Origin of the sequence: Microvirga sp. 2YAF29 (assembly GCF_052114605.1) — a bacterium.
GTDB lineage: Bacteria > Pseudomonadota > Alphaproteobacteria > Rhizobiales > Beijerinckiaceae > Microvirga.
The window spans coordinates 72,735-94,100 of the sequence record NZ_JBFRFB010000002.1 but is presented as its reverse complement, the minus strand read 5'-3'; the positions used below and the strand labels follow the sequence as shown (position 1 = coordinate 94,100).

Here is a 21,366-nt window from a genome sequence, read left to right as displayed (position 1 = left end):
GTCGGAAAACCAAGCTCCGCCTCGACAGGGCAGGGCTGAGCATGGATGATGCGGCCCAAATTCATCCATGCTTCGGGAAGTGCTTAATGTCGTCTCCATCTCACGATCTGCCGTCATCCCTCATTCTGGTCGGTGCCGGCAAAATGGGCGGCTCCATGCTGGAGGGCTGGCTCAAGGTCGGCCTGAACCCGAAGGGCGTGACGGTCGTCGATCCGTGCCCTTCCGATGCGATGATGCGCTTCTGCTCGGAGAAGGGCATCGCGCTTAATCCTGCAAGCGTGTCGCCCGCCGATGTGCTCGTGCTCGCCGTCAAGCCGCAGATGCTCGATACGGCAGCAGCAGATCTCAACGGCTATCTCGGACCGCAGACGCTCATCATCTCGATTCTCGCAGGCAAGACTATCGGCGATCTGAAGGCGCGCCTGCCCGCTGCCTCGGCCATCATCCGCGCCATGCCGAATCTGCCCGCCAGCATCGGACGCGGCGCAACCGGTGCCGCAACCAATGCCGAGGTGAGCGATCAACAGCGCCGCATGGCCCATGCGCTGCTTTCCAGCAACGGTATCGTGGAATGGGTCTCTTCAGAAGACCTCATCGATGCGGTCACCGCCGTGTCCGGGTCCGGCCCGGCTTACGTATTTCATCTTGTCGAGTGCCTCGCTGAGGCTGGCGCTGCGGCAGGATTACCGCCCGATCTGGCCGAGCGCCTTGCGCGGGCGACGATCACAGGCGCGGGCGAGCTGCTTTTCCAAAGCGATCTCCCGCCCGGTACGCTCCGCCAGAATGTGACCTCGCCCGGCGGCACGACGGCGGCGGCGCTCGAAATTCTCATGGCCGATCCGAACGGCATGAAGGCGTTGATGCGCGACGCGGTGGCTGCGGCAAAGCGGCGTGCCGGGGAACTCTCCGGCTGACGGCATGGTCTTAGGTCTGACAGCACCTAGATTACGCATGTAAGGTTCAAGGAGAGTTGCCATGGCGGATACCCCGATCGACAAGCGCAAGGCCATCATCGAAGCCTTGATGAATCTCGCCGCGACACGGCCGTGGAATGAAATCGAGATCGGCGACATCGCGCAGATGGCGGGCGTGTCGCTTGCGGAATTCCGCGATCTCTTTCCCTCCAAGGGCGCGGTACTCGGTGGCCTTTCGCGTGTGATCGACCGTCAGGTGCTGGAGGAAACCACCGACGATCTCGCGGGCGAGCCTGCGCGCGAACGCAGCTTCGATGTGATCATGCGCCGCCTCGATGCGCTCGAACCCTACAAGCCCGCGCTACGGCGCATCTTCCGCGAGCTGCGCTACGATCCTCTGTCGCTCGCTGCACTGCATCAGGTTGCAGTGAATTCCATGCGCTTCATGCTCGCGGCCGCCGGCATCAACACGGAAGGTCCGCTCGGCACGCTGAAGCTCCAGGGCATGGTCGCGGTTTATTCCAAGACCATGCGCACATGGCTCGATGATGACGATCCGGCGCTGGCGCGTACCATGGCGAGCCTCGACCGCGAATTGCGTCGTGGCGAGCGCGTGGTCGAGGGCGCCGAGGACTTCCGCCGCCTGACCGCGCCGCTTCGCGCCATCGGCCGCGCCTTCGTCGAAGGCCGCAGCTCGCGGCGGCGGGAGCAGGCTTCAACCGATAACGGCGATGCGGATAATCCCGCGGCTGCCATCTAATTCATTGCATAAGGGGCATCATGGACCAGGCACAATCAAATGCAGCGACGATCACGTTCGACGATTTTCTCAAAGTCGATATCCGCGTCGGACGCATCGTCGCCGCCGAGCCATTTCCGCAGGCACGCAAGCCCGCCTACAAGCTGACCATCGATTTCGGGCCTGAGATCGGCACCAAGCGCTCGTCCGCGCAGATTACGGTGAACCACAAGATCGACGAGCTTGTCGGCAGCGAAGTGATGGCCGTCGTCAACTTCCCGCCGCGCCAGATCGGCCCCTTCATGTCTGAAGTGCTCACCCTCGGCGTGCCTGATGCCAATGGCGACGTGATGCTCATTCGGCCCGATCGCGACGTGCCGATTGGTGGGCGGCTTTACTGACATAAGTAACTGGCGTCATCCCGGACGGCGCAGCTGATCCGGGATCGTTGTCAGGACAGAGCGCTGCCCTTTTGTCATTCCGGGCCGCGCAGCGGAGCCCGACCCGAAGGGCCGCGCGCAGGCGTGGAAACCCATAACCACCACGGCGCCAAAAAGGGCGCCAGAGTGAGCCGCTCGCTTCATTCTTCATATGGTGAGGTTCTGGGTTCCGGGCTCTCGCTATCGCTCGCCCCGGAATGACAACGGAGCGTGCCTTATCCTGCACGCGATCCAGGATCTTCGCTGCGCTTCGTCCGGGATGACGGTTCTAAGCCGGCAGCCGCACCGTTGCGCGCAGTCCTCCGAGCGGGCTCTCGCTCAGCATGATGTCGCCGCCGTGGGAGCGCGCAATGTCGCGCGCAATGGCGAGCCCCAGACCTGAACCGCCTTCATCCTGATTGCGTGCCTCATCGAGACGCACGAACGGCTTGAAGACTTCCTCGCGCATGTCCTGCGGAATGCCGGGGCCGTCGTCATCCACGTGAAGGATGAGCCAGCGGGTTTCATGGTTCGCACTGATCTCGATCCGGTCGCCGTGGCGTGCTGCATTGGAGACGAGATTGAACAGGAGGCGCCGGAAGGCATCGGGGCGCACGGTGATGATCGGATCGCCCACGATGTCGAGTTCGGTGATGTGGCCCTGCCGCTCCGCATCCAACTGCGCTTCCTCCAGCAGCTGACGCAGATCCGTCTCGCAGGCAACCTCGCCCGCATCGCCGCCTTCTCCGCGCGCGAAGGCGAGATAGCCCTCCAGCATGCGGCTCATCTCATCCACGTCGCGCTTGAGGTCTTCCACCTCCGGCGTCTGATCGAGGAAGACGAGCGAGAGCTTGAAACGCGTGAGGATGGTGCGCAGATCATGGCTCACGCCGTTGAGCATGGTGGTGCGCTGTTCCATGTTGCGTTCGATGCGCCGCTTCATCTCAAGGAAGGAATGGCCCGCCTGACGCACCTCGCGCGCGCCGCGCGGGCGGAACTCGATTTCGCGTCCCTTGCCGAGCGCTTCAGCCGCTTCCGCGAGACGCAGGATCGGTCTGATCTGATTGCGCAGGAAGAGAATGGCGATGCCGAGCAGCACGAAAGACGAGCCGCCCATCCAGACGAGGAAGATGTGGGAGTTCGAGGCATAGGCCTGATTGCGCCGCGCCAGCACGCGCATCACGTTGCCGCCATCGAGCTTGATGCGCACTTCCACATAATTCGAGCGCCCGACTGTATCGAGCCAATAGGGCCTCTCTATCTGGCGCTGAAGCTCGTACGAGAGAGTCTCGTCGAGGATCGAGAAGAAGGGTTTGGGTCCCGGCGGCGGCAGGTCCGTGTTGTGGAGAATGTCCACGTCGAGCTGCAAACTATCCGAGGCGATGCGCGACAGAACTGTTGCATCGCGATCCTGCGGATAGCTCTCATAGATCTGGATCAGCGCCGCGATATCGGCGGTGACTGCGGAGGAGAGGCGTCGCGTGACCAGCTGATAGTGGCGCTCCATGAACACGTAAGCCACGACCGATTGCAGCAGGATGACCGGCGCGATGATGATGATGAGCGCGCGGGCATAAAGACCCTTGGGCAGGAACCTGCCGAACCAGCGCATCGCATGATCGAGTGGTGCGTATCGCAGAGTCGCGCCGAACTTCATCGGTCGATCACGAGCCGGTAGCCGATGCCGCGCACCGTCTGCAGGAACATCGGGTTGGCCGGATCGACCTCGATCTTGCGGCGCAGACGGTTGATCTGCACATCCACAGTGCGCTCGTTCGCGGCGGCGCCATTGCCGGCCAACGCATCGCGCGGGACGTTGTCGCCGGTGGCCGTCCCGAGAATCGTCAGGATCTCGCGCTCGCGCTCGGTGATGCGCACCACTTCCTCGCCGCGACGCAACTCGCCCCGGTCGAAGCGATAGGAGAAGGGGCCGAAATGAATGACCTCTGGGGCGTCCGCATCGGCGGCCCCAGGCACGGCCACGGCGCGCTTGAGAATGTTGCCGAGGCGCAGCAGCAACTCGCGGGGCTCGAAGGGCTTGGGGAGATAATCGTCCGCGCCGATCTCGAGGCCCGTCACCCGGTCGGATGCATCAGCGCGGGCGGTCAGCATGAGGATCGGTACCTGCGAGGTCTCACGGATGCTGCGGGCATATTCGAAGCCGGTCTCTCCCGGCATCATCACGTCGAGCACGAGGGCGTCGAACACGAAGCTTCCGGCCTTGGAACGCGCCTCTGCCGCGCTGGAGGCGGCCGTCACGCGATAGCCGTTCTCTGTGAGGAAGCGGGTCAACAGGTCGCGCAGGCGCCGGTCGTCATCCACCACCAGGACGTGCGGGGCGTGATCGGGTATATCGATGCGGCTGGGTTCCATAGGTCTCTTGTGTTCGGGCTTGGCATACGTCGTCGGACGCCTGCTTTATCAGATTTCGGCCGGCCCGAATACGAGGTGCTCCACATGGGCTCGGTCATCCGGGTCGATGAGGCGCAGGAGATAGCGGCTCACAGCATCCTTTGCCTCCGGCTCCATATCCGACAGGGCCCGCATGATGCGGCGGGTTTGAAGCTTGGCCAATTTCAAGGCGAGATCATGGCCTTGCGGCGTGGCATGCAGAAGCCGTTGCCGCCGGTCCGAGGTGCCCATGCGGCTCTCGATGAAGTCCTTCTCGATCAGCTCCTTGAGGACGCGGTTCAGGCTCTGCTTGGTGATCCTGAGAATGTCGAGGAGCTCCGCGATCGTCAGGCCGGGCTGGCGGCTGACGAAGTGGAGAACGCGGTGATGTGCCCGGCCAAAGCCGTACTCGTCGAGAATCCTGTCGGGATCGCTGACGAAGTCGCGATATGCGAAGAAGAACAGCTCGATCAGGTCATAGGCCGGCGTCTCGGCCAGGATGTCCTTGCCGGGTTGGCGGGTTTTCAGAACCGGGAGCGTATCGGGCAACTTCCTCATCCAATTTTATGTCAGCCTTGTTGACATATCTCAGGACGATTGTTACTCGTCAAGGCGCTTTCGCGAAATGAATGAAATTCCAACGCGACGAAAGCAAACCGGAAATTACACGGCCCCGGTTCGCCACAAAGGCCGCCATGCAAGGAGAAGAGACGATGTCCGCGACCCCCTTCGATCAACGTGATGGATGGATCTGGTACGACGGGCAGATCGTGCCGTGGAAGGACGCGCAGCTGCACGTATTGTCCCATGGTCTCCATTACGGTTCGAGTGTGTTCGAGGGCGAGCGCGCCTATGGCGGCGAGATCTTCAAGTCGACCGAGCATTCCGAGCGCCTGAAGAAGTCGGCCCAGATCCTCGATTTCGAAATTCCCTACACCGTGGCCGAGATCGACGCGGCCAAGCGCCTCGTGCTGGAGAAGAGCGGCCTGAAGGACGCTTACCTGCGTCCGGTCGCCTGGCGCGGCTCGGAGATGATGGGCGTTGCCGCGCAGGACAACAAGATCCACCTCGCCATCGCCGCCTGGGAGTGGCCGAGCTATTTCGATCCGGCCCAGAAGATGAAGGGCATCCGCATCGACATGGCGGAATACCGCCGTCCCGATCCGGCGACCGCCCCCTCCGCCGCGAAGGCTGCGGGTCTCTACATGATCTGCACCATCTCCAAGCATAAGGCCGAGCGGAAGGGCTATGCCGATGCGCTCATGCTCGACTGGCAGGGCCGCGTGGCCGAGTGCACGGGCGCGAACGTGTTCTTCACCCGTGACGGCGTGATCCACACGCCGCTTGCCGATTGCTTCCTCGACGGCATCACGCGCCGCACGGTGATCGACCTCGCCAAGCGCCGCGGCTTCGAAGTGGCAGAGCGCCGGATCATGCCGGAGGAGCTTGCCGGCTTCAACGAGTGCTTCATCACCGGCTCGGCGGCGGAAGTGACGCCGGTGGCCGAGATCGGCCCCTACAAGTTCACGCCGGGCAATATTTCGAAGACGCTGATGGAAGATTACCTCGCCGAAGTGCAGCCGAAGGCTAAGGCGGCGTAAGTCAAACCTCCGCGAAGACTCTGTGATGCCCGGCCTCGTGCCGGGCATTCACGTTTTGAGGGCTTTAAAAATCCTCCGCGTCGGGAATGCGGTTGAATGCGATTTTCGCGCCTGCATAACCGCCGGGAATGTCGATCATCGGTCCCCAATGCAGAAGCGTCTTCTGGTGCGCCGTGTTGAACCCGTCCGCAATCATCGACAGATATTCCATGCGGCGTTTGAGCTGTGCTTCCGCCGTGTAGCCGAACAGGTCCTGCTCGATGTCGCGCATGGGCACCAGATCGTGTAGCGTGACGTGAACGCTGCGGCTCCTGCGCAGATCCTCCCGCTCCGCGTGCAGGAAGAGGTGGCTTAAGCCTGCGAGAAGCGATGGGTCGTCCCAAGTGGCGAGAAAACGCTCCTCGCCATACCAGCCGGCGCTGTCCTTGTCGGTGAGCCAGAGCGCCAGCGCACGGGCGGCGAAGCCCGAGCGGCGCATGCGGCGCGAAGCTTTCATCAACAGGACGCGGGCGGCGGCATAGGCGCCGCCCAGATGCCGCCAATCGGCGGGCAGCACGCGGCCATGGCCGAACATGCGGCGCTGCGTTTCGGGCCGCTCCACCGTGTAGCCGTGAAGCCCCATCCAGAGCCTCTCGCCCTCCACGCTGCCCCAGAGGCGGCGCATCTCCTTGGGTTGCAGCTTCAGGAGCGTCGCCATGTCATTGATGCCGGCGCGGGCGAGGCGGGCCGCGTTGCCCTTGGCGATGCCGGGAATGTCGGTGAGACTTAAGGAGAGGAGGCGGCCTGGAAGGTCGTCCGGGTGCAGGGCAACGAGGCCATCCGGCTTTTCCATTTCGGCGGCGATCTTGGCGAGAAGATCGTTCGGTCCAAGGCCCACGGAGCAGGTGAGGGTGGGGCCGATCAGGGTGGCGATGGTTTCCTTCACCCGGCGGCCGAGGGTCATCGCCTGGACCTGCTCGGAGGGCAGGAGGACGCAGAGCATTTCGTCGATGGAGCAGACGGCCTTGACGGGCAGCACCGTCTCGATCGCTTTGCAGATCTCCTTGTGAAGCTCCACGTAAATCTCGTGACGCGCCGTCACGAGGATCACGCCCGGCCATTGGCGCCGGACATCGCGCACGAAAGCCCCGCGCTTGATGCCGAGAGCCTTGGCCTCCCGGCTGACCGCAATCAGCCCCGTATGCTCCGAGGCGACCGGAATGACGCCGACAGGCCGACCTCGCAGATGCGGTTGAAGATGCTGCTCGGCACTGGCGAAGAAGGAGTCGAAGTCGACGTAAAGCCGCTCCAGGCCTGTTGGCTTGCGCATCGGTGCCCACTCATTTTGCTTGTGAACAAAATGAGAACATAAGCTTAGCGGCGAGTCGAGGCCGAATCCTGTGGATAGCGGGGATGAGTCCGGGGGAGTAGCCACTCTTTCCTTTGCGGAACCAATGGCCTGAATCCGGTGTTCTCATTCCAGAACAAAATGAGAACAATAGGAGTCTCTCATGTCTTCCGACACCAAAGCGCGCCAAACGAAGGAAGCCGACAATCCTAAGATGAACCCCGACATCGTGGACAATCAGATCAAGGATCCGGAGGAGTGGGTATCGGGTCATGAACCCATGACCGGAGCGCAGGCTTCCTATCTGAAGACCCTCTCCGAGCAGGCCCACGAGCCCGATGCCTATGACCCTAAGCTCGACAAGGCCGAGGCCTCGAAGCGCATCGACCAGCTGAGGCAGGACAGGCAAGGCTGAAATCAGCCAAGTTTCCTTCACGATTCCGCCAGGAACGATGGCTCGCCTCTTTTGCGGAGGGCGGGCCATCACTACATGTGGAACAAGAGCAGTCTGCTCCAAATATTCCCAGGGATGGAAAACGAAACGATGATGAAAATTGCTTCTCGCCGAAGTCGCGTCATGATCGCGCTGGCCGCCGCGCTGATATTCGCAGGCAGCGCCGCCGAGGCTCGCGTCGGCCGAGGAGGCGGCAGCTTCGGCTCGCGCGGTGCGCGCACCTACACGCCGCCGCCGGCAACCCGCACGGCGCCCGATGCCGCCGCGCCGATCCAGCGTTCGCAGATCCCGAACCAGGGTCCGGCTATGAACCGCCCGGGCACACCGGCTCCGAACGTGGCGCAGCCGCGCCGCTTCGGCTTCGGCACAGGCCTGATGGCCGGCCTCTTCGGCGCGGGCATTCTTGGCATGCTGATGGGTAACGGCTTCTTCGGCGGCCTCGGCGGCCTCGCTTCGATCATGGGACTCCTGCTTCAGATCGGCTTGGTCGTGCTCCTGGTCTCCTTCGCCATGAAGTGGTTCCGCCGTCGTCAGGAACCGGCCTATGCCGGGCCGCAGAGCTATAACCGTTCGGCAACCGGCGGCAGCGTGCCTCCCACAGGTGGCCGTTCAGAGACTGCCGGTGCAACCGGTGGACTTGGCGGCATGATGGGCGGCGGTGGTCTTGCTGGCGGCCTCGGTGGCGCTCTCGGCGGCTTGAACCAGCGCCGTCGCACGGATGTGCGCGACGAGGTCAACATCGGTGAAAAGGACTATGCGGATTTCGAGCGCTCGCTCGTCGAGTTGCAGGACGCCTATTCCCGCGAGGACGTCGCGAAGCTCTGGACGCTCGCGACACCCGAGATGGCCGGCTACATCCAGGAAGAACTGAACGACAACGCTGCGCGCGGCGTCCGAAACAAGCTCTCCGATGTCCGTCTGCTTCAGGGCGATCTGTCCGAGGCCTGGCGTGAAGACAGCGCCGAATATGCCACGGTTGCCATGCGCTTCTCGCTGATCGACGTGCTGACGGACAGGGCTACGGGCCGCGTCGTGGAGGGCACCCCCGACCAGGCCCAGGAAGCGACCGAGCTTTGGACCTTCCGCCGGGATCAGGGCGGCGACTGGAAAATCTCTGCGATCCAGCAGGCTTAAAGCTTAAGCCTCATATGAAACAGAACGGCCGGTCATCACGACCGGCCGTTTTTCGTTGCGCGATGTCAGGCGCGGTTACTGCGCTGCATCTCGCCGGTTCGCATGCGAGCCCTCGCGCACTTCCTCGATGATCTTGCTCACGAAGGCATCGAGATCGCCGGGATTGCGGCTGGTGATCACGCCTTGATCCGTCACAACGGTCTCATTGCGCCACTGGCCGCCGGCATTCGCCACATCCGTCTTGATCGAGTGATAGGACGTGCACTTCTTGCCCTTGATGAGGCCTGCTTCCACGAGCAGCCACGGAGCGTGGCAGATCGCGGCGATGGTCTTGCCGGAGGCGTAGAAGGCGCGAATGATCTCGATAGCCTTCTCTTCCGTGCGCAGCTTGTCTGGATTGATTTGACCGCCCGGCAGAACGAGCGCGTCATAGGCCGACGGATCGACGCTTTCGATGTCCTTGTCGACCTTTACGCTCTGGCCCCAATCTTTCTTGTCCCAACCGCGGATCTCGCCAGGATTTATGCGTGATTTCGGCGCGGCGACCTCAACCTTCGCGCCTGCTTCCGAGAGCTTCTGTTGCGGCACCATCAGCTCGGACTGCTCAAAGCCGTCGGTCGCCATGATGAGGATCCTGGCCTCTTTGATATCAGGCATGTCGCACTCCATCGTTCGTAGGGGATAGAGCTCGAACGGATGAAGCGAGGGAGGGTTCCGGCACGTGCAAAGATTGGGAACCCCTCATGCATGGGCCTGTTGACCTCATCATCGAAGAGAAAACGAGGAAGACAGAGAATGGCCAATCCAGGAGTACCTACGAACGAGCCGATACCGGGCGGCAATATTCCCAGCGAAGTGCCGCCGGGAATCTCTCCCGATGAGCAACCCGATATCGGCCCGACAGGGCCACGCACACCCTATCCCGTAGACAACCCGGGTATCACCGATCCGAAGGGGCCGGGCTCCGAACCCGATTATCTGCCTGGCAATCCGACCGATCCGGGACCGCGTATGTGATTGTGAAATGATGGCGGGCCGCTCATGTGGCGGCCCGCAGCATTGTTAAGTATCAGATTTCGATCAACGCATATGGCTTGCCGGTCGGCTTCTCGATATGCCGCGCGACATTGTAAACCGGCTGGCCGCCGGGCGTGCGTCCCTCGTAGCGGCCGCGATGGGCATGGCCGTGAACGATGGCATTCACTTTGAAACGGTCGATGGTCTCGGCTAGACGGGAGGAGCCAAGGAAGGGATAGATTTCCAAAGGCTCGCTTTCGATCGTCTCGACGATAGGCGCGTAGTGCAGAATGACCATGGAGCGCTTGGCGCGAACCTGACGCATGGCATTCTCGAGCCGCAGCGTCTCGTTCATGGTCTCCGCCACGAATTGCTTGATGGCGGGTTCACCGAAGGAGCCGAGCATGCGCCGCCCAAAGCCACCGGCAAAGCCTTTGACCCCGACGAAGCCGACACCGTCGATCTCGACGGATTGTCCGTCGAGAACCTTCATTCCAACATCGCGCAGGATATGAGCCACTTCCTCATGGGCTCCACATTCATAATCGTGATTGCCGAGCACGCCGATCACGGGAATGGAGCAGGCTTTCAGATCCTGCGCCAGAAGCTCCGCTTCCTTCGGCTTGCCGAGGTCGGTCAGATCGCCTGTCAGCACGAGCACGTCGGCGTCGCGTGAGATTTCGCCGAAGAGCTCACGATAGGATTCGTGATTGTCTTCGCGAACGTGAAGGTCGCCCATCGCCGCGACCCTCAAGGAGGCTGTCGCTTCACTCATTCCGCCATTCACCTTCGCCGCCGACATCCGCGAAGCCCCACTGCTTCACGTCGATCTCGTAATCGATCCGGGAGAACATTCGGCCACGGCAGACCTTCATCTGCGGCGGCGGCAGATCGCGCTGCTTGGAAAGCCTGTCAAGCAGCTCGTCCATGACCCAACGCGGAACCTTGTCGCGTTCGGAAGGGTAGATCCAACGGAAGTTGAGAAGATGCATAAGGAGAACTTCCCAATGCACTTCCATGTAAGCGAGCAGGCCGTGCCAGTCGATCTGGTCATGCGCCTTCAAGATCGTGTGAGCGACATCGGCCCCATCGTATCGGTGGCGCAGCTGGATGAAGCATTTCGACCAGATGAGTTCGGTGGGACCGACGATGCGCACCGGCGAGCCGAAAACCTCGATCTGCCGAGCATGCTCGAACCATTGGTCGCCGATCGGCATGGTGCCGTTCGAGGAAGCGAAGATCACGTCGAAGAAATACTTGCCCTTGAAAACCTTGCCGAGCCAGCGGTCGTCCTCGATCTCGACGGAGTAGCCGAGATTCTGGAAGTGCGAGAGCACGCGGGTGTAGTCGCCCGCCTTGCAGAAGATATCGAGATCCTTGGTTGGCCGCGTGATGCCCGTATAGGCCGAGAGCGCATAGGTACCGGCCAACAGGAAAGGCAGGCCGAGCTGGTTCAGCTCTCTCAGCGCTTCGGCATAGAAAGTCTCGGATTCCGGGTGCTTGAGTGTCGGCTCCGCCTTGGCATCCATGATCGGAACACTAGGATGAGCGCTGGAAATGAGTTCTGGATCGTGAACTGCCATAAGCCTTGTCCAAAGCGCGGCCGGTAATGACCCGCGTTCGACAACCGCATGGCAGTAATGAAGTTCCGTGGCGCCTAGTTACAAGCCGTTATGCAACGAAGGCTAATGGTCGCCGTGAGATGTACGCACGTCACGGGGGCTGTTGAGGATTTCCAGGAGGCTCGTAGCGATATGCCGGGCCTCGTCGTCCTTCAGACGCAACATGAAGGGCGGCATGAGACCCGCCTGGAGGGCCACCACAGCCATACCATGCTCATCCATGCCGACATCGATGGTCTGGGAGGTTACCTCAACCAGTTCCTCCTGGTCTTCCTCTCCGCCCTCGGCGTTTTCACCGATGGCGATCAGGAGCTGGCTCAAGGCCCTGACCAGGGAGCGGGCCGCATGAGGATCCATGACGACGGCCGTCGATTGCTCGCCCTTCTGGAATGCAAGCTGGATGTTGTCGCCTTCAAGCGTGACGGAAATACCTGCCATTATCATCCTTGTCCTCCCCCGTCACATATGGGGGCGCGATTCCACGGGAAAAGGCAAGGGTGGCATGACAGGTGCCGCGGAGGAGTTGCCCCGCCCTCTGGGAGCGGGGCGCATTCTCAACTTTCAGGAAGTTTATTTCGTGCGGGATCCACGGTTTGCGTCCGTCAATCCGGTCATGTTTCCGGTTTCCAGGGAACCCGTGGTTCCGGCACCGGCCGCGCCTGCGCCGGAGCTCATCGTGCCGCCCATGCCCGCGCCGGCATATTGCTGGACCCGCAGGTTGTTCTGCACATGCGAAACGCCGGAGACGGATTCCGCGAGGTCTTCCGCATGGCGTTTCTCGAACCGGGTGTTGACGGTGCCGGTCAGGGTCACTTCGCGGTTCGTTACGGAAACTTCGACCTCGGATGCGTCGAGATGCGGATCGTCGGTCAGGCGGTCGTTGACGTCCTCCATGATCCGGGCGTCGGAGCGCTGGTAGCCCTTGGGGCCGCGTCCGCGATGATAGCCTGCCTCGCGCATGTCCCTATCGCGGCGGCGCTCGGCATCCTCGTCACCGAACCAAGAACGGACCTCGTCGCCGGCCCGCTCGAAGAAACCGCGATCTTCCTGATGTTCCCGCGAGCCACGGCCGAAGCTGTCCGAGCCGTAGCGGCTGCCGTGACCGTGGCGGTCGCGGGAATGGCTGTAGGTTGGCGAACTGGAATAGTCCCGTCCCAAACCCGTGTCCCGCGAGCGATCCAGGCTGAAGGTGGAGCGATCATAGTCGCGCTCGCCGCCGACGACGTCCCGCCAGTCGCGGGACGAACCGCCCGTGCCGTAGCCTGCGGAATCCCCGAAGTCACGGTCGCAGCCTCGTGTCATTCCTTCGTCACGGGTGCGGTCGCGGTCGTAGCCTGCACGTTCGTTGCCGAAGCCGCGACGGGCGATGTAGCCATCCTCGTCACGGTCGGGATCATAGCGATGACGGTCATTGGCCATGGTGCGCTCCTCATGCTGTTCGGGAAGGGATGGCCCATTTCATCGGGCTCGAAAAAACAACGTGGGAGGCGATGGGACGTTCCTATGGAGTCCATTCATGATCCCTCAAGAAAGCCCGGAAAGGCGGGCTTTTTGATCGGCCTCGCTTGAACGCGTCTGCATGAACGGCATTGTCCTGAGCAGGCGATCCTTGAGCGCGTTTCCGAAGCGAGGTTGACGATGACGGACATGTCTGGGTTCAGCGACGAAGCATTGGCTGTCTTCGCATTCGCGGCCTATCACCAACTCACCAGCGGACAGATGGTGAAGAGCGTCGTCCAACAGGACGGGTCAGGTCATAAGGCCAGCGACAAGGCGGTCGAAGAGCTGCAGAGCAGGGGATTCGTCGAGGCGGACGGAGAGGCGATCCACTTCACGGCCAGCGGCGAGAAAGCCTTGCAATCCTTCATTTCCGGCATCCGTGGAGGCCTTAATACCTAGGAAGGCTTAGCCGCAACGCCTTGCATTTGCCCTATCCTTCCCCTACCTTAACGGCCATCGACATTTGGCCGGACGACTGGGCTGCTTCGCTTTGGCACTGCCGGGCGCACGTTCCTTCTCTACCAATATCGACTAGCGGGTGAAATTGGCTTCGGCCCCCACCTACGTGCAAACGACAGTGAAAGGATTTCCCATGGAACAGGGAACCGTGAAGTGGTATAATGAAACCAAGGGCTATGGTTTCATTCAGCCCGACAACGGCGGCAAGGACATCTTCGTTCACGCCACGGCGCTTGAGCGTGCTGGTATGCGCGGTCTGAGCGAGGGTCAGAAGATCTCCTATGAGCTTCAGACTGACCAGCGCACCGGCCGTACTTCTGCAGTGAACCTGCAGAACGCATAAGGTTTGATGACGGAGGGCGTGCCTTGCGCGTCCTCTTGCCTATCGGCCGTTCCGTTCGAGGAGCGGCTTTTTTGTTATGAGGAAGACTTTGCATGGCAAAGGAAGAACTGATCACCTTCGAAGGACTTGTGACCGAGATCCTGCCGGATGCGCGCTACCGCGTACAGCTCGACAATGGCCATGAGGTCATTGCCTATACCGCCGGCAAGATGAAGAAGAACCGCATCAAGACGCTCGCGGGCGACCGCGTGACCGTCGAGATGTCGCCCTACGATCTCGAAAAGGGCCGGCTCATCTTCCGCCACAAGGACTCGGGTGCATCGTCCGGTCCGCGTCCGCCACAGCGCGGCAATCAGCAGTTCCGTCGCCGGTAAGCTGATTGCGCAGGATCAGGCTGCGCATTCATTTCAGGATGCCCGATAAATAAAAGCCCGGAAGCGGTCTCCGCTTTGCCGGGCTTCGTGCGCTTGCATGGAGCAGAATTCAGGCGACGGCGTGCATCACCGAGAGGGTCACGCGGTCAGGGCCGATATCCTCGTCCATATCCTCGAAATGCATCAGTTCTGCGAGACGGTTGCGGGCACGGTTGACGCGGCTCTTGATGGTGCCGACGGCACAGCCGCAGATCTCCGCGGCCTGCTCGTATGAGAAGCCTGAAGCGCCGACGAGCAGCAGGGCTTCGCGCTGATCGTGGGGCAGGCGGGAAAGGGCTTTTTGCAAATCCTCGAAATCGAGATGGGGCAGCTGGTCGGGCTGGACCGAAAGGGCCGCCGCGTATTTCCCATCCGCATCTTCCACTTCGCGACGGCGCTTGCGGTATTCGGAATGGAAGAGATTGCGTAGGATGGTGAAGAGCCAGGCCTGCATGTTGGTGCCGGGCTGGAAGCGTTCGATATTCGCAATCGCCCGCATCAATGTTTCCTGCACTAGATCATCCGCGCGGTCGACATTGTTGGTCAACGAGATGGCGAAGGCGCGCAGGTTCGGCGTGGCCTTGAGCATTGAATCGCGAAGATCGGCATCGATGCTCATGATTGCTGCTTCTCCGGCTGAAGCTCATCGAGTTGGTTGATGATCTCGATGAAGCGATCCGGGACCGGCTGCTCGCCAAGAGCGAGGGCCTCGTAAAACTGGCGCAGCCGCTGGCCGAGTTGGGCCTGGACGGATCGGCTGAGTGCTGGCGATGAGGATTTTCTAAGGCCGGGAACCGGCTCGGGATCGTGCTGAGGCATATGAATTGGGTTCTTTTTCTGCATTGGGTCGTCCTGATCCATGGAGAAGTGGCGACCTCCCTTAGAGGGCACGCACAGGGTGGCACCCAATCGCCGACATGCTAACGTCAAGCCATCTTGATCGTTCCGTTACAGCGTCGGACCAAAAGTGGATTTGCACTTTTTGGATCGATCCGATGCTTTCTGCATGAACAGAGCATCGTCCGCGCGAACCCAGCGGGCCGCGCCAGCGACCCGTAGGGCCACGCCAGTGAAAACCGGGTCCACATGCTCCAGGGCAGCGCTTGCTCTGTGCATTACCCACAGCTCTTTATGCGGCTCGTGGAACTTAATCCTTACGGCCAAGTTTCCCTGCAACAGAGTGATCCTTGCCGGGTCATCGAACGAAGCCTGTCTCCATACCCGGAGGCTTCGGTCGAGGATCAGGCGGGATACAACAGGAGGCAATAACCATGGCACTCAGCACCATTCTTCTCATCCTCATCATCCTGCTTTTGATCGGCGCGGTCCCCGCATGGCCCCATAGCCGCGGGTGGGGCTACGGCCCGAGCGGTCTGCTCGGCGTGATCCTGCTAATCCTCATCATTCTGCTGCTGCTGGGACGGATCTGACGGATCGATCGGTCTTTCTCGATCGCGATGGCCGGGCATGTCCCGGCCATCGTCGTTTTACGAGACGCTCTTACGGTACTGCCGAGCTTGTGTGCCCACGCACATCGATGGGCAAGGGCCCGCCCTATCTATAAACCTGCGTCGCTCTTCAAGGGCTCACGGAAGGGCCGGCATGGCTCCCCTTATCTCATGCCGGTGCTTCCGCTTGAGGGGTGGGGCTATCTTTCCTGGTGCTGAGCGCCAGGAAGGGACCCCGTCATCCGTTGGCCCCTTAGCGGATGACGGGGCATTCCCTGACCGGAGCTAATACCCGCCGCCTTTATGCATCTTTAGGTTGCATATTCTACTGCGAAATGTATTCTCGATTGCGGTTCGCCTCCGCAGCCGAGACGAAACAGGTGCCTTCATGGCCGCTCGACCTCTCGGCCATGCACGCCGGATCGGACCAGGGATCCTCTGAGACGGGATCGGGAAGGGCAGGCTCCGTCGGCTGTTATCCCCTTAGCGGCATGGCGGGGCCTCCCGACTTTTGGGCGAGCCGGCCTCAAAGGGGCGTCTAGCGCCCCTTTCGTCCTTTGTATTTCGGCTTTTGCCCCGCGAAACCCTGCGTCGACCGGCCTGCCGGCCGTTCGCGGAAGTTCAGCGGCACTTCGCGATCCGTGCCGGGGCCCATCTCGTCGAGCCCGGGCTTGCGGATGCGGGTGCCTTCGTCCGAGCGTCCCTTGCCGAGTGGGCCGTAAGCATTCGAATCCTCATCGCCCCCGGCTGCGCCTTCGGGCGAAGGCGGCAGGCCTTTCGGCGGCAGGTTGGCGTTGCGGCCGTATTTGCGCGAACCGCCATACTTGCCCGCATCGCGCTCCACATCGCTCTGGCGCGCCATGGGATCGTCGCTGATGGCAAGCTCGGTCGCCTGAAGACGCTTGAGTTCGTCGCGCAGGCGCGCGGCTTCTTCGAACTCCAGGTTCGCGGCGGCTTCGCGCATGCGCTTTTCCATATCCGCTATGACGGCCTTGAGGTTGTGGCCGACGGTCTTGCCGGCGAGGCCCGTATCGACGGAGACGTGATCGCGCTCGTAAACGCTCTCTAGAATGTCCGTGATGTTCTTCTTCACGCTTTGCGGCGTGATGCCGTGCTCGGCGTTGTAGGCAAGCTGCTTCTCGCGGCGGCGGTTGGTTTCCGCGATGGCGCGCTCCATGGAGCCGGTGATCTTGTCCGCGTAGAGGATCGCCTTGCCTTCCACGTTACGCGCCGCGCGGCCGATGGTCTGCACGAGCGAGGTCTCGGAGCGCAGAAAGCCTTCCTTGTCTGCATCGAGAATGGCGACGAGCGCGCATTCCGGAATGTCGAGGCCTTCGCGCAGCAGGTTGATGCCGATGAGCACATCGAAGGCGCCAAGCCGCAGGTCACGAATGATCTCGATGCGCTCCAGCGTGTCGATATCCGAGTGCATGTAGCGCACGCGGATGCCGTTCTCGTGCATGTATTCTGTGAGGTCCTCGGCCATGCGCTTGGTGAGTGTGGTCACGAGCGTGCGGTATCCTTGCGCGGCGAGCTCCTTCACCTCGTGGACGAGATCGTCCACCTGGCTTCGCGCCGGGCGGATTTCGATGACCGGATCGACGAGGCCGGTCGGGCGGATGACCTGCTCGACGAACACGCCGCCGGTCTGCTCCATCTCCCATTTCTGCGGCGTCGCCGAAACGTGCACCGATTGCGGGCGCATGGCGTCCCATTCCTCGAAGCGTAGGGGGCGATTGTCGAGGCAGGAGGGGAGGCGGAAGCCGTATTCGGCGAGCGTTGCCTTGCGTCGGAAGTCGCCGCGATACATGCCGCCGATCTGCGGCACGGTGACGTGGCTCTCGTCCGTGAACACGAGCGCATTGTCGGGCAGATATTCGAACAGGGTCGGCGGCGGCTCGCCGGGCTTGCGGCCCGTGAGATAGCGCGAATAGTTCTCGATGCCGTTGCACACGCCGGTTGCTTCGATCATCTCAAGATCGAACTGCGTGCGCTGCTCAAGGCGCTGCGCTTCGAGCAGGCGGCCCATGCGGGCAAGTTCCTGCAGACGGTGCTGCAACTCGTCCTGAATGCCCTTCACGGCCTGCTGAAGGGTCGGGCGCGGCGTCACGTAGTGCGAGTTCGCATAGACCTTCACAAAGGACAGATCGTTGGTCTTCTTACCCGTCAGCGGATCGAACTCGACGATATTCTCGATCTCATCGCCGAAGAGCCCGATGCGCCAGGCGCGGTCCTCCAAGTGGGCCGGAAACAGCTCGATGGAATCACCGCGCACACGGAACGTGCCGCGAGCGAAATCGCTCTGAATGCGCTTGTACTGCAACGCCACGAGGTCCGCGATGAGCTGGCGCTGCTCGATCTTCTCGCCGACCTTCACGGAGAAGGTCATGGCCGTATAGGTTTCGACCGAGCCAATACCGTAGATGCACGACACGGAGGCCACGATAATCACGTCGTCGCGCTCGATCAGCGCACGCGTCGCCGAGTGACGCATGCGGTCGATCTGCTCGTTGATGGAGCTTTCCTTCTCGATGAAGGTGTCCGAGCGCGGCACATAGGCTTCGGGCTGGTAGTAATCGTAATACGAGACGAAATATTCCACCGCGTTGTCGGGGAAGAACGACTTGAACTCGCCATAGAGCTGCGCGGCCAGGGTCTTGTTGGGCGCGAGGATGAGGGCAGGGCGCTGCGTCTCCTCGATCACCTTGGCCATGGTGAAGGTCTTGCCCGAACCCGTTACACCGAGCAGCACCTGGTCGCGCTCGGACCGGCGCACGCCATCCACCAATTCGCGGATCGCGTTCGGCTGGTCGCCCGCAGGCTGGAAGTCGGACTTGATCTTGAACGGAATGCCGCCTTCCGATTTCTCAGGCCGGGCGGGTCGGTGCGGCGTCCAGAGCTTGCCATCCTTGAAGCGCGGGTCGCCTTCCGTGAGCAGCCTCGAGAGTGCATCTACGGTCGCCGAGAAACCTGATTCCGTCGTAAGGTCACCCAGCTCGTTCGCCACATCCGGCCCGTCGTCGGCACCCTTCAGGCCAAGCTTCTTGGCCAGCGCCGGGTCGACATCCGTGATGTCGCCGTGAATGAAGGTTTCCTGCGCACGCTCGGCAAAGCCCTCAGCGGCCTCACGCTCCCGGTTGACGGCGGGATTGAGAAGTTCTGCCAGATGAGGGGCCAGGGGCTTAAGATCGGGCTTGGACGCTTTCCCGGTGGAAAGCTTGGGCTTTTTGGGTGTCTTGGCCATAGGAACGAATATGGTACAAAAGTGCGAGGATTAAAAGGGCGGAGTTCGGCTCCCGACCGTCATTCACCCGTCATGAGACTGACGCATGAGAACCGTGCCAAGCTCAATCATATCGCGGGGATATCATGCATCGCTCTCTCGCCATCGGCTCACTTGCAGCCGCTCTCCTATCGGGTACTGCTCTTAACGCTTCAGCCGCCGAATATTTCGACCGGATCGCCAGTTTCCCGATCACGGCCAATCTTCCCAATGATGCCGACAAGAAGGGTGAAACAGTGGCGGAGATCATCTCCGCGAGCGAGGACGGCAATCTGCTCGTCTATACGGACAGCCCGCGCAAGAGCCTTGGCTTCATCGACATCACCGATCCGGCGGCGCCGAAGCCTGGCGGGTTGCTGGCTTTGGGCGGCGAGCCCACCTCGGTGAAGGTCGTGGGCGGCACCGCTTTCGTCGCCGTGAACACCTCCGAGAGCTTCACCAATCCGAGCGGCAAGCTCGTCCTTGTGGATCTGGCGAGCCGCAAGATCGCTTCGGAATGCCAGCTTCCCGGCCAGCCCGACTCGGTTGCCGCCAATGCGGGCGTTTTGGCCATCGCCATCGAGAACGAGCGCGATGAAAAAGTGAATGACGGCGCCCTGCCGCAGCTTCCCGCAGGCGCGCTGGTGATCGGCAGCCTGAAGGGCAACACCATCGAGTGTTCGGCCCTCAAAACGGTCGCCATGACAGGCCTTGCGGATGTCGCGGGTGATGATCCTGAACCGGAATATGTCGACGTTAACGGCGAGGGCAAGATCGTCGCCACGATGCAGGAGAACAACTACATCGTTGTGGTGGATGGAAAGACCGGCAAGGTCGAAACCCATTTCTCCGCCGGTCAGACCGACCTGAAGAACATCGATACCAAGAAGGACGGCAAGATCGATCTCAGCGGCTCCATGAGCGGCGTCGTGCGTGAGCCCGATGGAGTGCACTGGATCGACAGCACCCGCTTCGCCACCGCCAATGAAGGTGACTGGAAGGGTGGCTCGCGCGGTTTCACCATCTTCAACAAGGACGGCAGCGTATCTTACGAATCCGGCGCCAGCCTGGAGCATGAAGTCGTTGCGCTCGGACATTATCCGGAAGCGCGCAACAAGAAGGGCGTCGAGCTCGAAGGCATCGAGGCCGCGCGCTTCGGTCAGGACAATCTGATCTTCGTGGGCTCCGAGCGCGCCTCCGTCGTCGGCGTCTATCGCGATACGGGTGCGGCGCCTGAACTCGTGCAGGTTCTTCCCACGGGCGTCGGCCCGGAAGGCCTGATCGCCATTCCCTCGCGCAACCTCTTCGTGGCAACGAGCGAGACGCCTCTGCACGTGGAAGGCGGCGTCGCCCCGCATGTGATGATCTACCAGCGTGCCGAGCGCGCAGTGCCCGCGTATCCCACGATCCGCTCGGCTAAGAACGACCAGGGGCTTCCAATTGCATGGGGCGCTCTTTCCGGGATAGTTGCCGACAAGTCGCAGGCCGGTAAGCTCTATGCGATTACCGACAGCGCCTATGGCGCGGCGCCGCGCATCCTCACTATCGATGCCACGCGGAAGCCCGCTCTTATCACGGCGGAAACGCTCGTGACCCGCAACGGACAGGCGGCCGAGAAGCTCGACCTCGAAGGCGTGGCGCTTTCAAGCGACGGCGGCTTCTGGCTTGCCTCGGAAGGCAATGTGCCGAAAGGCGTGAGAAACCTGCTCGTGAAGGTCGATGCCAAAGGCGCGATCCAGGAGGAGATTTCCCTGCCCGCCGCTCTCGAAGAAGGCGCGAAGAACTACGGCGTCGAGGGTGTGACGGTCACCGGCTCCGGTGCGGATGAAATCGTCTGGCTCGCCGTGCAGCGCGAATGGGCGGACGATGCCAAGAACAGCGTGAAGCTGCTGGCCTACAAGCCTTCCGACAAGAGCTGGGGCGCTGTGCGCTATCCGCTCGATATGACGGAGGAGGGTTGGGTCGGCCTGTCCGAGATCACGGCTGTGGGCGAGCGCGTCATCATCATCGAGCGCGACAACCAGATTGCCGAGAAGGCGAAGATCAAGAAGCTCTACTCGGTCTCTCTATCGGACATGAAGCCAGTCGCCCTCGGCGGTGAGCTGCCGCTCGTGAAGAAGACATTGCTGCGCGATCTCCTGCCGGATCTCAAGGCTGCGAAGGGCTATGTGCTCGATAAGGTGGAAAGCTTCGCCATCGATGCCGCGGGTGATGCCTACATCGTCACCGATAACGACGGCGTGAGCGGCTCCTCCGGCGAGACGCAATTCATAAAGCTCGGCAAGCTCTGAGATTCAAGGCATATATGGCCGAAGGGGCTGCT

25 protein-coding genes are annotated in these 21,366 nt (G+C 61.8%); 12 read left to right on the top strand and 13 right to left on the bottom strand.

Features of this window, described 5'->3' with window-relative positions:
- Positions 1 to 86 precede the first annotated feature (86 nt).
- The 3 genes from proC to AB4Y85_RS02725 all read left to right on the top strand — a co-directional run bounded on the left by proC (position 87) and on the right by AB4Y85_RS02725 (position 2,054).
- A complete protein-coding gene (gene proC, locus AB4Y85_RS02735) occupies positions 87 to 914 on the top strand; it encodes a pyrroline-5-carboxylate reductase (protein ID WP_441983319.1) in 828 nt (275 codons plus the stop codon).
- Between the two features lie 61 nt (positions 915 to 975).
- On the top strand, positions 976 to 1,674 hold the full coding sequence (locus tag AB4Y85_RS02730; protein WP_441983318.1) for a TetR/AcrR family transcriptional regulator: 699 nt from the start codon (positions 976 to 978) through the stop codon (positions 1,672 to 1,674).
- 20 nt (positions 1,675 to 1,694) lie between these two features.
- Complete coding sequence (locus tag AB4Y85_RS02725; RefSeq protein ID WP_441983317.1) at positions 1,695 to 2,054, top strand: tRNA-binding protein; 360 nt, start codon at positions 1,695 to 1,697, stop codon at positions 2,052 to 2,054.
- 307 nt (positions 2,055 to 2,361) lie between these two features.
- Here the strand turns inward: AB4Y85_RS02725 and AB4Y85_RS02720 are convergent, their stop codons facing one another.
- Genes AB4Y85_RS02720 through AB4Y85_RS02710 form a run of 3 tightly spaced genes read right to left on the bottom strand, consistent with a single transcriptional unit; the run spans position 2,362 to position 5,012 of the window.
- Positions 2,362 to 3,729 carry an ATP-binding protein gene (locus AB4Y85_RS02720; RefSeq protein ID WP_441983316.1) on the bottom strand — a complete coding sequence of 456 codons (1,368 nt, stop codon included), beginning with the start codon at positions 3,727 to 3,729 and terminating at the stop codon, positions 2,362 to 2,364.
- A complete protein-coding gene (locus tag AB4Y85_RS02715; protein ID WP_441983315.1) occupies positions 3,726 to 4,445 on the bottom strand; it encodes a response regulator in 720 nt (239 codons plus the stop codon). The genes AB4Y85_RS02720 and AB4Y85_RS02715 overlap by 4 nt, the downstream gene beginning before the upstream one ends.
- Before the next feature lie 48 nt (positions 4,446 to 4,493).
- Positions 4,494 to 5,012, bottom strand: coding sequence for a MarR family winged helix-turn-helix transcriptional regulator (locus tag AB4Y85_RS02710; RefSeq protein ID WP_441983314.1), 519 nt, complete (start codon positions 5,010 to 5,012; stop codon positions 4,494 to 4,496).
- Positions 5,013 to 5,176: 164 nt separating this feature from the next.
- Here AB4Y85_RS02710 and AB4Y85_RS02705 point away from each other — a divergent pair, with 164 nt between their 5' ends.
- Positions 5,177 to 6,064, top strand: coding sequence for a branched-chain amino acid aminotransferase (locus tag AB4Y85_RS02705; protein WP_441983313.1), 888 nt, complete (start codon positions 5,177 to 5,179; stop codon positions 6,062 to 6,064).
- 64 nt (positions 6,065 to 6,128) lie between these two features.
- On the opposite strand, the gene AB4Y85_RS02700 is transcribed toward AB4Y85_RS02705, so the two are convergent.
- Entirely contained in the window at positions 6,129 to 7,373 is a 1,245-nt protein-coding gene (locus tag AB4Y85_RS02700; protein WP_441983312.1) for a Y-family DNA polymerase, read from the bottom strand.
- A gap of 181 nt (positions 7,374 to 7,554) precedes the next feature.
- Between AB4Y85_RS02700 and AB4Y85_RS02695 the strand changes: the two genes are divergently transcribed.
- Positions 7,555 to 7,806: a DUF3072 domain-containing protein gene (locus AB4Y85_RS02695; RefSeq protein ID WP_441983311.1), complete on the top strand. Its 252-nt coding sequence runs from the start codon at positions 7,555 to 7,557 to the stop codon at positions 7,804 to 7,806.
- A gap of 129 nt (positions 7,807 to 7,935) precedes the next feature.
- Positions 7,936 to 8,979: a Tim44 domain-containing protein gene (locus AB4Y85_RS02690; RefSeq protein ID WP_441983310.1), complete on the top strand. Its 1,044-nt coding sequence runs from the start codon at positions 7,936 to 7,938 to the stop codon at positions 8,977 to 8,979.
- 75 nt (positions 8,980 to 9,054) lie between these two features.
- Here AB4Y85_RS02690 and AB4Y85_RS02685 read toward each other — a convergent pair whose 3' ends face one another.
- On the bottom strand, positions 9,055 to 9,636 hold the full coding sequence (locus tag AB4Y85_RS02685) for a type 1 glutamine amidotransferase domain-containing protein (protein WP_441983309.1): 582 nt from the start codon (positions 9,634 to 9,636) through the stop codon (positions 9,055 to 9,057).
- Between the two features lie 138 nt (positions 9,637 to 9,774).
- Between AB4Y85_RS02685 and AB4Y85_RS02680 the strand changes: the two genes are divergently transcribed.
- Positions 9,775 to 9,996 carry a hypothetical protein gene (locus AB4Y85_RS02680; RefSeq protein ID WP_441983308.1) on the top strand — a complete coding sequence of 74 codons (222 nt, stop codon included), beginning with the start codon at positions 9,775 to 9,777 and terminating at the stop codon, positions 9,994 to 9,996.
- 52 nt (positions 9,997 to 10,048) lie between these two features.
- Here AB4Y85_RS02680 and AB4Y85_RS02675 read toward each other — a convergent pair whose 3' ends face one another.
- The 4 genes from AB4Y85_RS02675 to AB4Y85_RS02660 all read right to left on the bottom strand — a co-directional run bounded on the left by AB4Y85_RS02675 (position 10,049) and on the right by AB4Y85_RS02660 (position 13,037).
- Positions 10,049 to 10,771, bottom strand: coding sequence for a metallophosphoesterase family protein (locus AB4Y85_RS02675; protein WP_441983307.1), 723 nt, complete (start codon positions 10,769 to 10,771; stop codon positions 10,049 to 10,051).
- Positions 10,764 to 11,579 carry a nucleotidyltransferase family protein gene (locus tag AB4Y85_RS02670; RefSeq protein ID WP_441983306.1) on the bottom strand — a complete coding sequence of 272 codons (816 nt, stop codon included), beginning with the start codon at positions 11,577 to 11,579 and terminating at the stop codon, positions 10,764 to 10,766. The genes AB4Y85_RS02675 and AB4Y85_RS02670 overlap by 8 nt, the downstream gene beginning before the upstream one ends.
- Before the next feature lie 102 nt (positions 11,580 to 11,681).
- Positions 11,682 to 12,056: a hypothetical protein gene (locus tag AB4Y85_RS02665; RefSeq protein WP_441983305.1), complete on the bottom strand. Its 375-nt coding sequence runs from the start codon at positions 12,054 to 12,056 to the stop codon at positions 11,682 to 11,684.
- Positions 12,057 to 12,188: 132 nt separating this feature from the next.
- Complete coding sequence (locus AB4Y85_RS02660) at positions 12,189 to 13,037, bottom strand: BON domain-containing protein (RefSeq protein ID WP_441983304.1); 849 nt, start codon at positions 13,035 to 13,037, stop codon at positions 12,189 to 12,191.
- A 219-nt stretch (positions 13,038 to 13,256) separates the two neighbouring features.
- Here AB4Y85_RS02660 and AB4Y85_RS02655 point away from each other — a divergent pair, with 219 nt between their 5' ends.
- The 3 genes from AB4Y85_RS02655 to infA all read left to right on the top strand — a co-directional run bounded on the left by AB4Y85_RS02655 (position 13,257) and on the right by infA (position 14,294).
- Complete coding sequence (locus AB4Y85_RS02655) at positions 13,257 to 13,517, top strand: hypothetical protein (protein ID WP_441983303.1); 261 nt, start codon at positions 13,257 to 13,259, stop codon at positions 13,515 to 13,517.
- A gap of 193 nt (positions 13,518 to 13,710) precedes the next feature.
- On the top strand, positions 13,711 to 13,920 hold the full coding sequence (locus AB4Y85_RS02650) for a cold-shock protein (protein WP_441983302.1): 210 nt from the start codon (positions 13,711 to 13,713) through the stop codon (positions 13,918 to 13,920).
- A 92-nt stretch (positions 13,921 to 14,012) separates the two neighbouring features.
- Positions 14,013 to 14,294, top strand: coding sequence for a translation initiation factor IF-1 (infA, locus tag AB4Y85_RS02645; protein ID WP_009494617.1), 282 nt, complete (start codon positions 14,013 to 14,015; stop codon positions 14,292 to 14,294).
- A 109-nt stretch (positions 14,295 to 14,403) separates the two neighbouring features.
- Here the strand turns inward: infA and AB4Y85_RS02640 are convergent, their stop codons facing one another.
- From AB4Y85_RS02640 to AB4Y85_RS02630, 3 genes are all read right to left on the bottom strand, one after another.
- Entirely contained in the window at positions 14,404 to 14,952 is a 549-nt protein-coding gene (locus AB4Y85_RS02640; RefSeq protein WP_441983301.1) for a sigma-70 family RNA polymerase sigma factor, read from the bottom strand.
- Positions 14,949 to 15,176 carry a NepR family anti-sigma factor gene (locus tag AB4Y85_RS02635; RefSeq protein ID WP_441983300.1) on the bottom strand — a complete coding sequence of 76 codons (228 nt, stop codon included), beginning with the start codon at positions 15,174 to 15,176 and terminating at the stop codon, positions 14,949 to 14,951. Before AB4Y85_RS02635 ends, AB4Y85_RS02640 begins: the two co-directional genes overlap by 4 nt.
- A gap of 105 nt (positions 15,177 to 15,281) precedes the next feature.
- Positions 15,282 to 15,449, bottom strand: a complete 168-nt coding sequence (locus AB4Y85_RS02630; protein WP_441983299.1) for a hypothetical protein — start codon at positions 15,447 to 15,449, stop codon at positions 15,282 to 15,284.
- A 155-nt stretch (positions 15,450 to 15,604) separates the two neighbouring features.
- Here AB4Y85_RS02630 and AB4Y85_RS02625 point away from each other — a divergent pair, with 155 nt between their 5' ends.
- A complete protein-coding gene (locus AB4Y85_RS02625; protein ID WP_441983298.1) occupies positions 15,605 to 15,763 on the top strand; it encodes a DUF3309 family protein in 159 nt (52 codons plus the stop codon).
- A 556-nt stretch (positions 15,764 to 16,319) separates the two neighbouring features.
- On the opposite strand, the gene uvrB is transcribed toward AB4Y85_RS02625, so the two are convergent.
- A complete protein-coding gene (uvrB, locus tag AB4Y85_RS02620) occupies positions 16,320 to 19,025 on the bottom strand; it encodes an excinuclease ABC subunit UvrB (protein ID WP_441983297.1) in 2,706 nt (901 codons plus the stop codon).
- Between the two features lie 125 nt (positions 19,026 to 19,150).
- On the opposite strand from uvrB, the gene AB4Y85_RS02615 reads away from it, so the two are divergent.
- Complete coding sequence (locus AB4Y85_RS02615; RefSeq protein ID WP_441983296.1) at positions 19,151 to 21,334, top strand: esterase-like activity of phytase family protein; 2,184 nt, start codon at positions 19,151 to 19,153, stop codon at positions 21,332 to 21,334.
- The last annotated feature ends 32 nt before the right edge of the window (positions 21,335 to 21,366 follow it).

What these genes read in the sequence shown, in the direction of transcription:
- proC (WP_441983319.1), top strand. Translation starts at nt 87, where the DNA reads ATGTCGTCTCCATCTCACGATCTGCCGTCATCCCTCATTCTGGTCGGT.
- AB4Y85_RS02730 (WP_441983318.1), top strand. Translation starts at nt 976, where the DNA reads ATGGCGGATACCCCGATCGACAAGCGCAAGGCCATCATCGAAGCCTTG.
- AB4Y85_RS02725 (WP_441983317.1), top strand. Translation starts at nt 1,695, where the DNA reads ATGGACCAGGCACAATCAAATGCAGCGACGATCACGTTCGACGATTTT.
- AB4Y85_RS02720 (WP_441983316.1), bottom strand. Translation starts at nt 3,729, where the DNA reads ATGAAGTTCGGCGCGACTCTGCGATACGCACCACTCGATCATGCGATG.
- AB4Y85_RS02715 (WP_441983315.1), bottom strand. Translation starts at nt 4,445, where the DNA reads ATGGAACCCAGCCGCATCGATATACCCGATCACGCCCCGCACGTCCTG.
- AB4Y85_RS02705 (WP_441983313.1), top strand. Translation starts at nt 5,177, where the DNA reads ATGTCCGCGACCCCCTTCGATCAACGTGATGGATGGATCTGGTACGAC.
- AB4Y85_RS02700 (WP_441983312.1), bottom strand. Translation starts at nt 7,373, where the DNA reads ATGCGCAAGCCAACAGGCCTGGAGCGGCTTTACGTCGACTTCGACTCC.
- AB4Y85_RS02695 (WP_441983311.1), top strand. Translation starts at nt 7,555, where the DNA reads ATGTCTTCCGACACCAAAGCGCGCCAAACGAAGGAAGCCGACAATCCT.
- AB4Y85_RS02690 (WP_441983310.1), top strand. Translation starts at nt 7,936, where the DNA reads ATGATGAAAATTGCTTCTCGCCGAAGTCGCGTCATGATCGCGCTGGCC.
- AB4Y85_RS02685 (WP_441983309.1), bottom strand. Translation starts at nt 9,636, where the DNA reads ATGCCTGATATCAAAGAGGCCAGGATCCTCATCATGGCGACCGACGGC.
- AB4Y85_RS02680 (WP_441983308.1), top strand. Translation starts at nt 9,775, where the DNA reads ATGGCCAATCCAGGAGTACCTACGAACGAGCCGATACCGGGCGGCAAT.
- AB4Y85_RS02675 (WP_441983307.1), bottom strand. Translation starts at nt 10,771, where the DNA reads ATGAGTGAAGCGACAGCCTCCTTGAGGGTCGCGGCGATGGGCGACCTT.
- AB4Y85_RS02670 (WP_441983306.1), bottom strand. Translation starts at nt 11,579, where the DNA reads ATGGCAGTTCACGATCCAGAACTCATTTCCAGCGCTCATCCTAGTGTT.
- AB4Y85_RS02665 (WP_441983305.1), bottom strand. Translation starts at nt 12,056, where the DNA reads ATGGCAGGTATTTCCGTCACGCTTGAAGGCGACAACATCCAGCTTGCA.
- AB4Y85_RS02660 (WP_441983304.1), bottom strand. Translation starts at nt 13,037, where the DNA reads ATGGCCAATGACCGTCATCGCTATGATCCCGACCGTGACGAGGATGGC.
- AB4Y85_RS02655 (WP_441983303.1), top strand. Translation starts at nt 13,257, where the DNA reads ATGACGGACATGTCTGGGTTCAGCGACGAAGCATTGGCTGTCTTCGCA.
- AB4Y85_RS02650 (WP_441983302.1), top strand. Translation starts at nt 13,711, where the DNA reads ATGGAACAGGGAACCGTGAAGTGGTATAATGAAACCAAGGGCTATGGT.
- infA (WP_009494617.1), top strand. Translation starts at nt 14,013, where the DNA reads ATGGCAAAGGAAGAACTGATCACCTTCGAAGGACTTGTGACCGAGATC.
- AB4Y85_RS02640 (WP_441983301.1), bottom strand. Translation starts at nt 14,952, where the DNA reads ATGAGCATCGATGCCGATCTTCGCGATTCAATGCTCAAGGCCACGCCG.
- AB4Y85_RS02635 (WP_441983300.1), bottom strand. Translation starts at nt 15,176, where the DNA reads ATGCAGAAAAAGAACCCAATTCATATGCCTCAGCACGATCCCGAGCCG.
- AB4Y85_RS02630 (WP_441983299.1), bottom strand. Translation starts at nt 15,449, where the DNA reads ATGCACAGAGCAAGCGCTGCCCTGGAGCATGTGGACCCGGTTTTCACT.
- AB4Y85_RS02625 (WP_441983298.1), top strand. Translation starts at nt 15,605, where the DNA reads ATGGCACTCAGCACCATTCTTCTCATCCTCATCATCCTGCTTTTGATC.
- uvrB (WP_441983297.1), bottom strand. Translation starts at nt 19,025, where the DNA reads ATGGCCAAGACACCCAAAAAGCCCAAGCTTTCCACCGGGAAAGCGTCC.
- AB4Y85_RS02615 (WP_441983296.1), top strand. Translation starts at nt 19,151, where the DNA reads ATGCATCGCTCTCTCGCCATCGGCTCACTTGCAGCCGCTCTCCTATCG.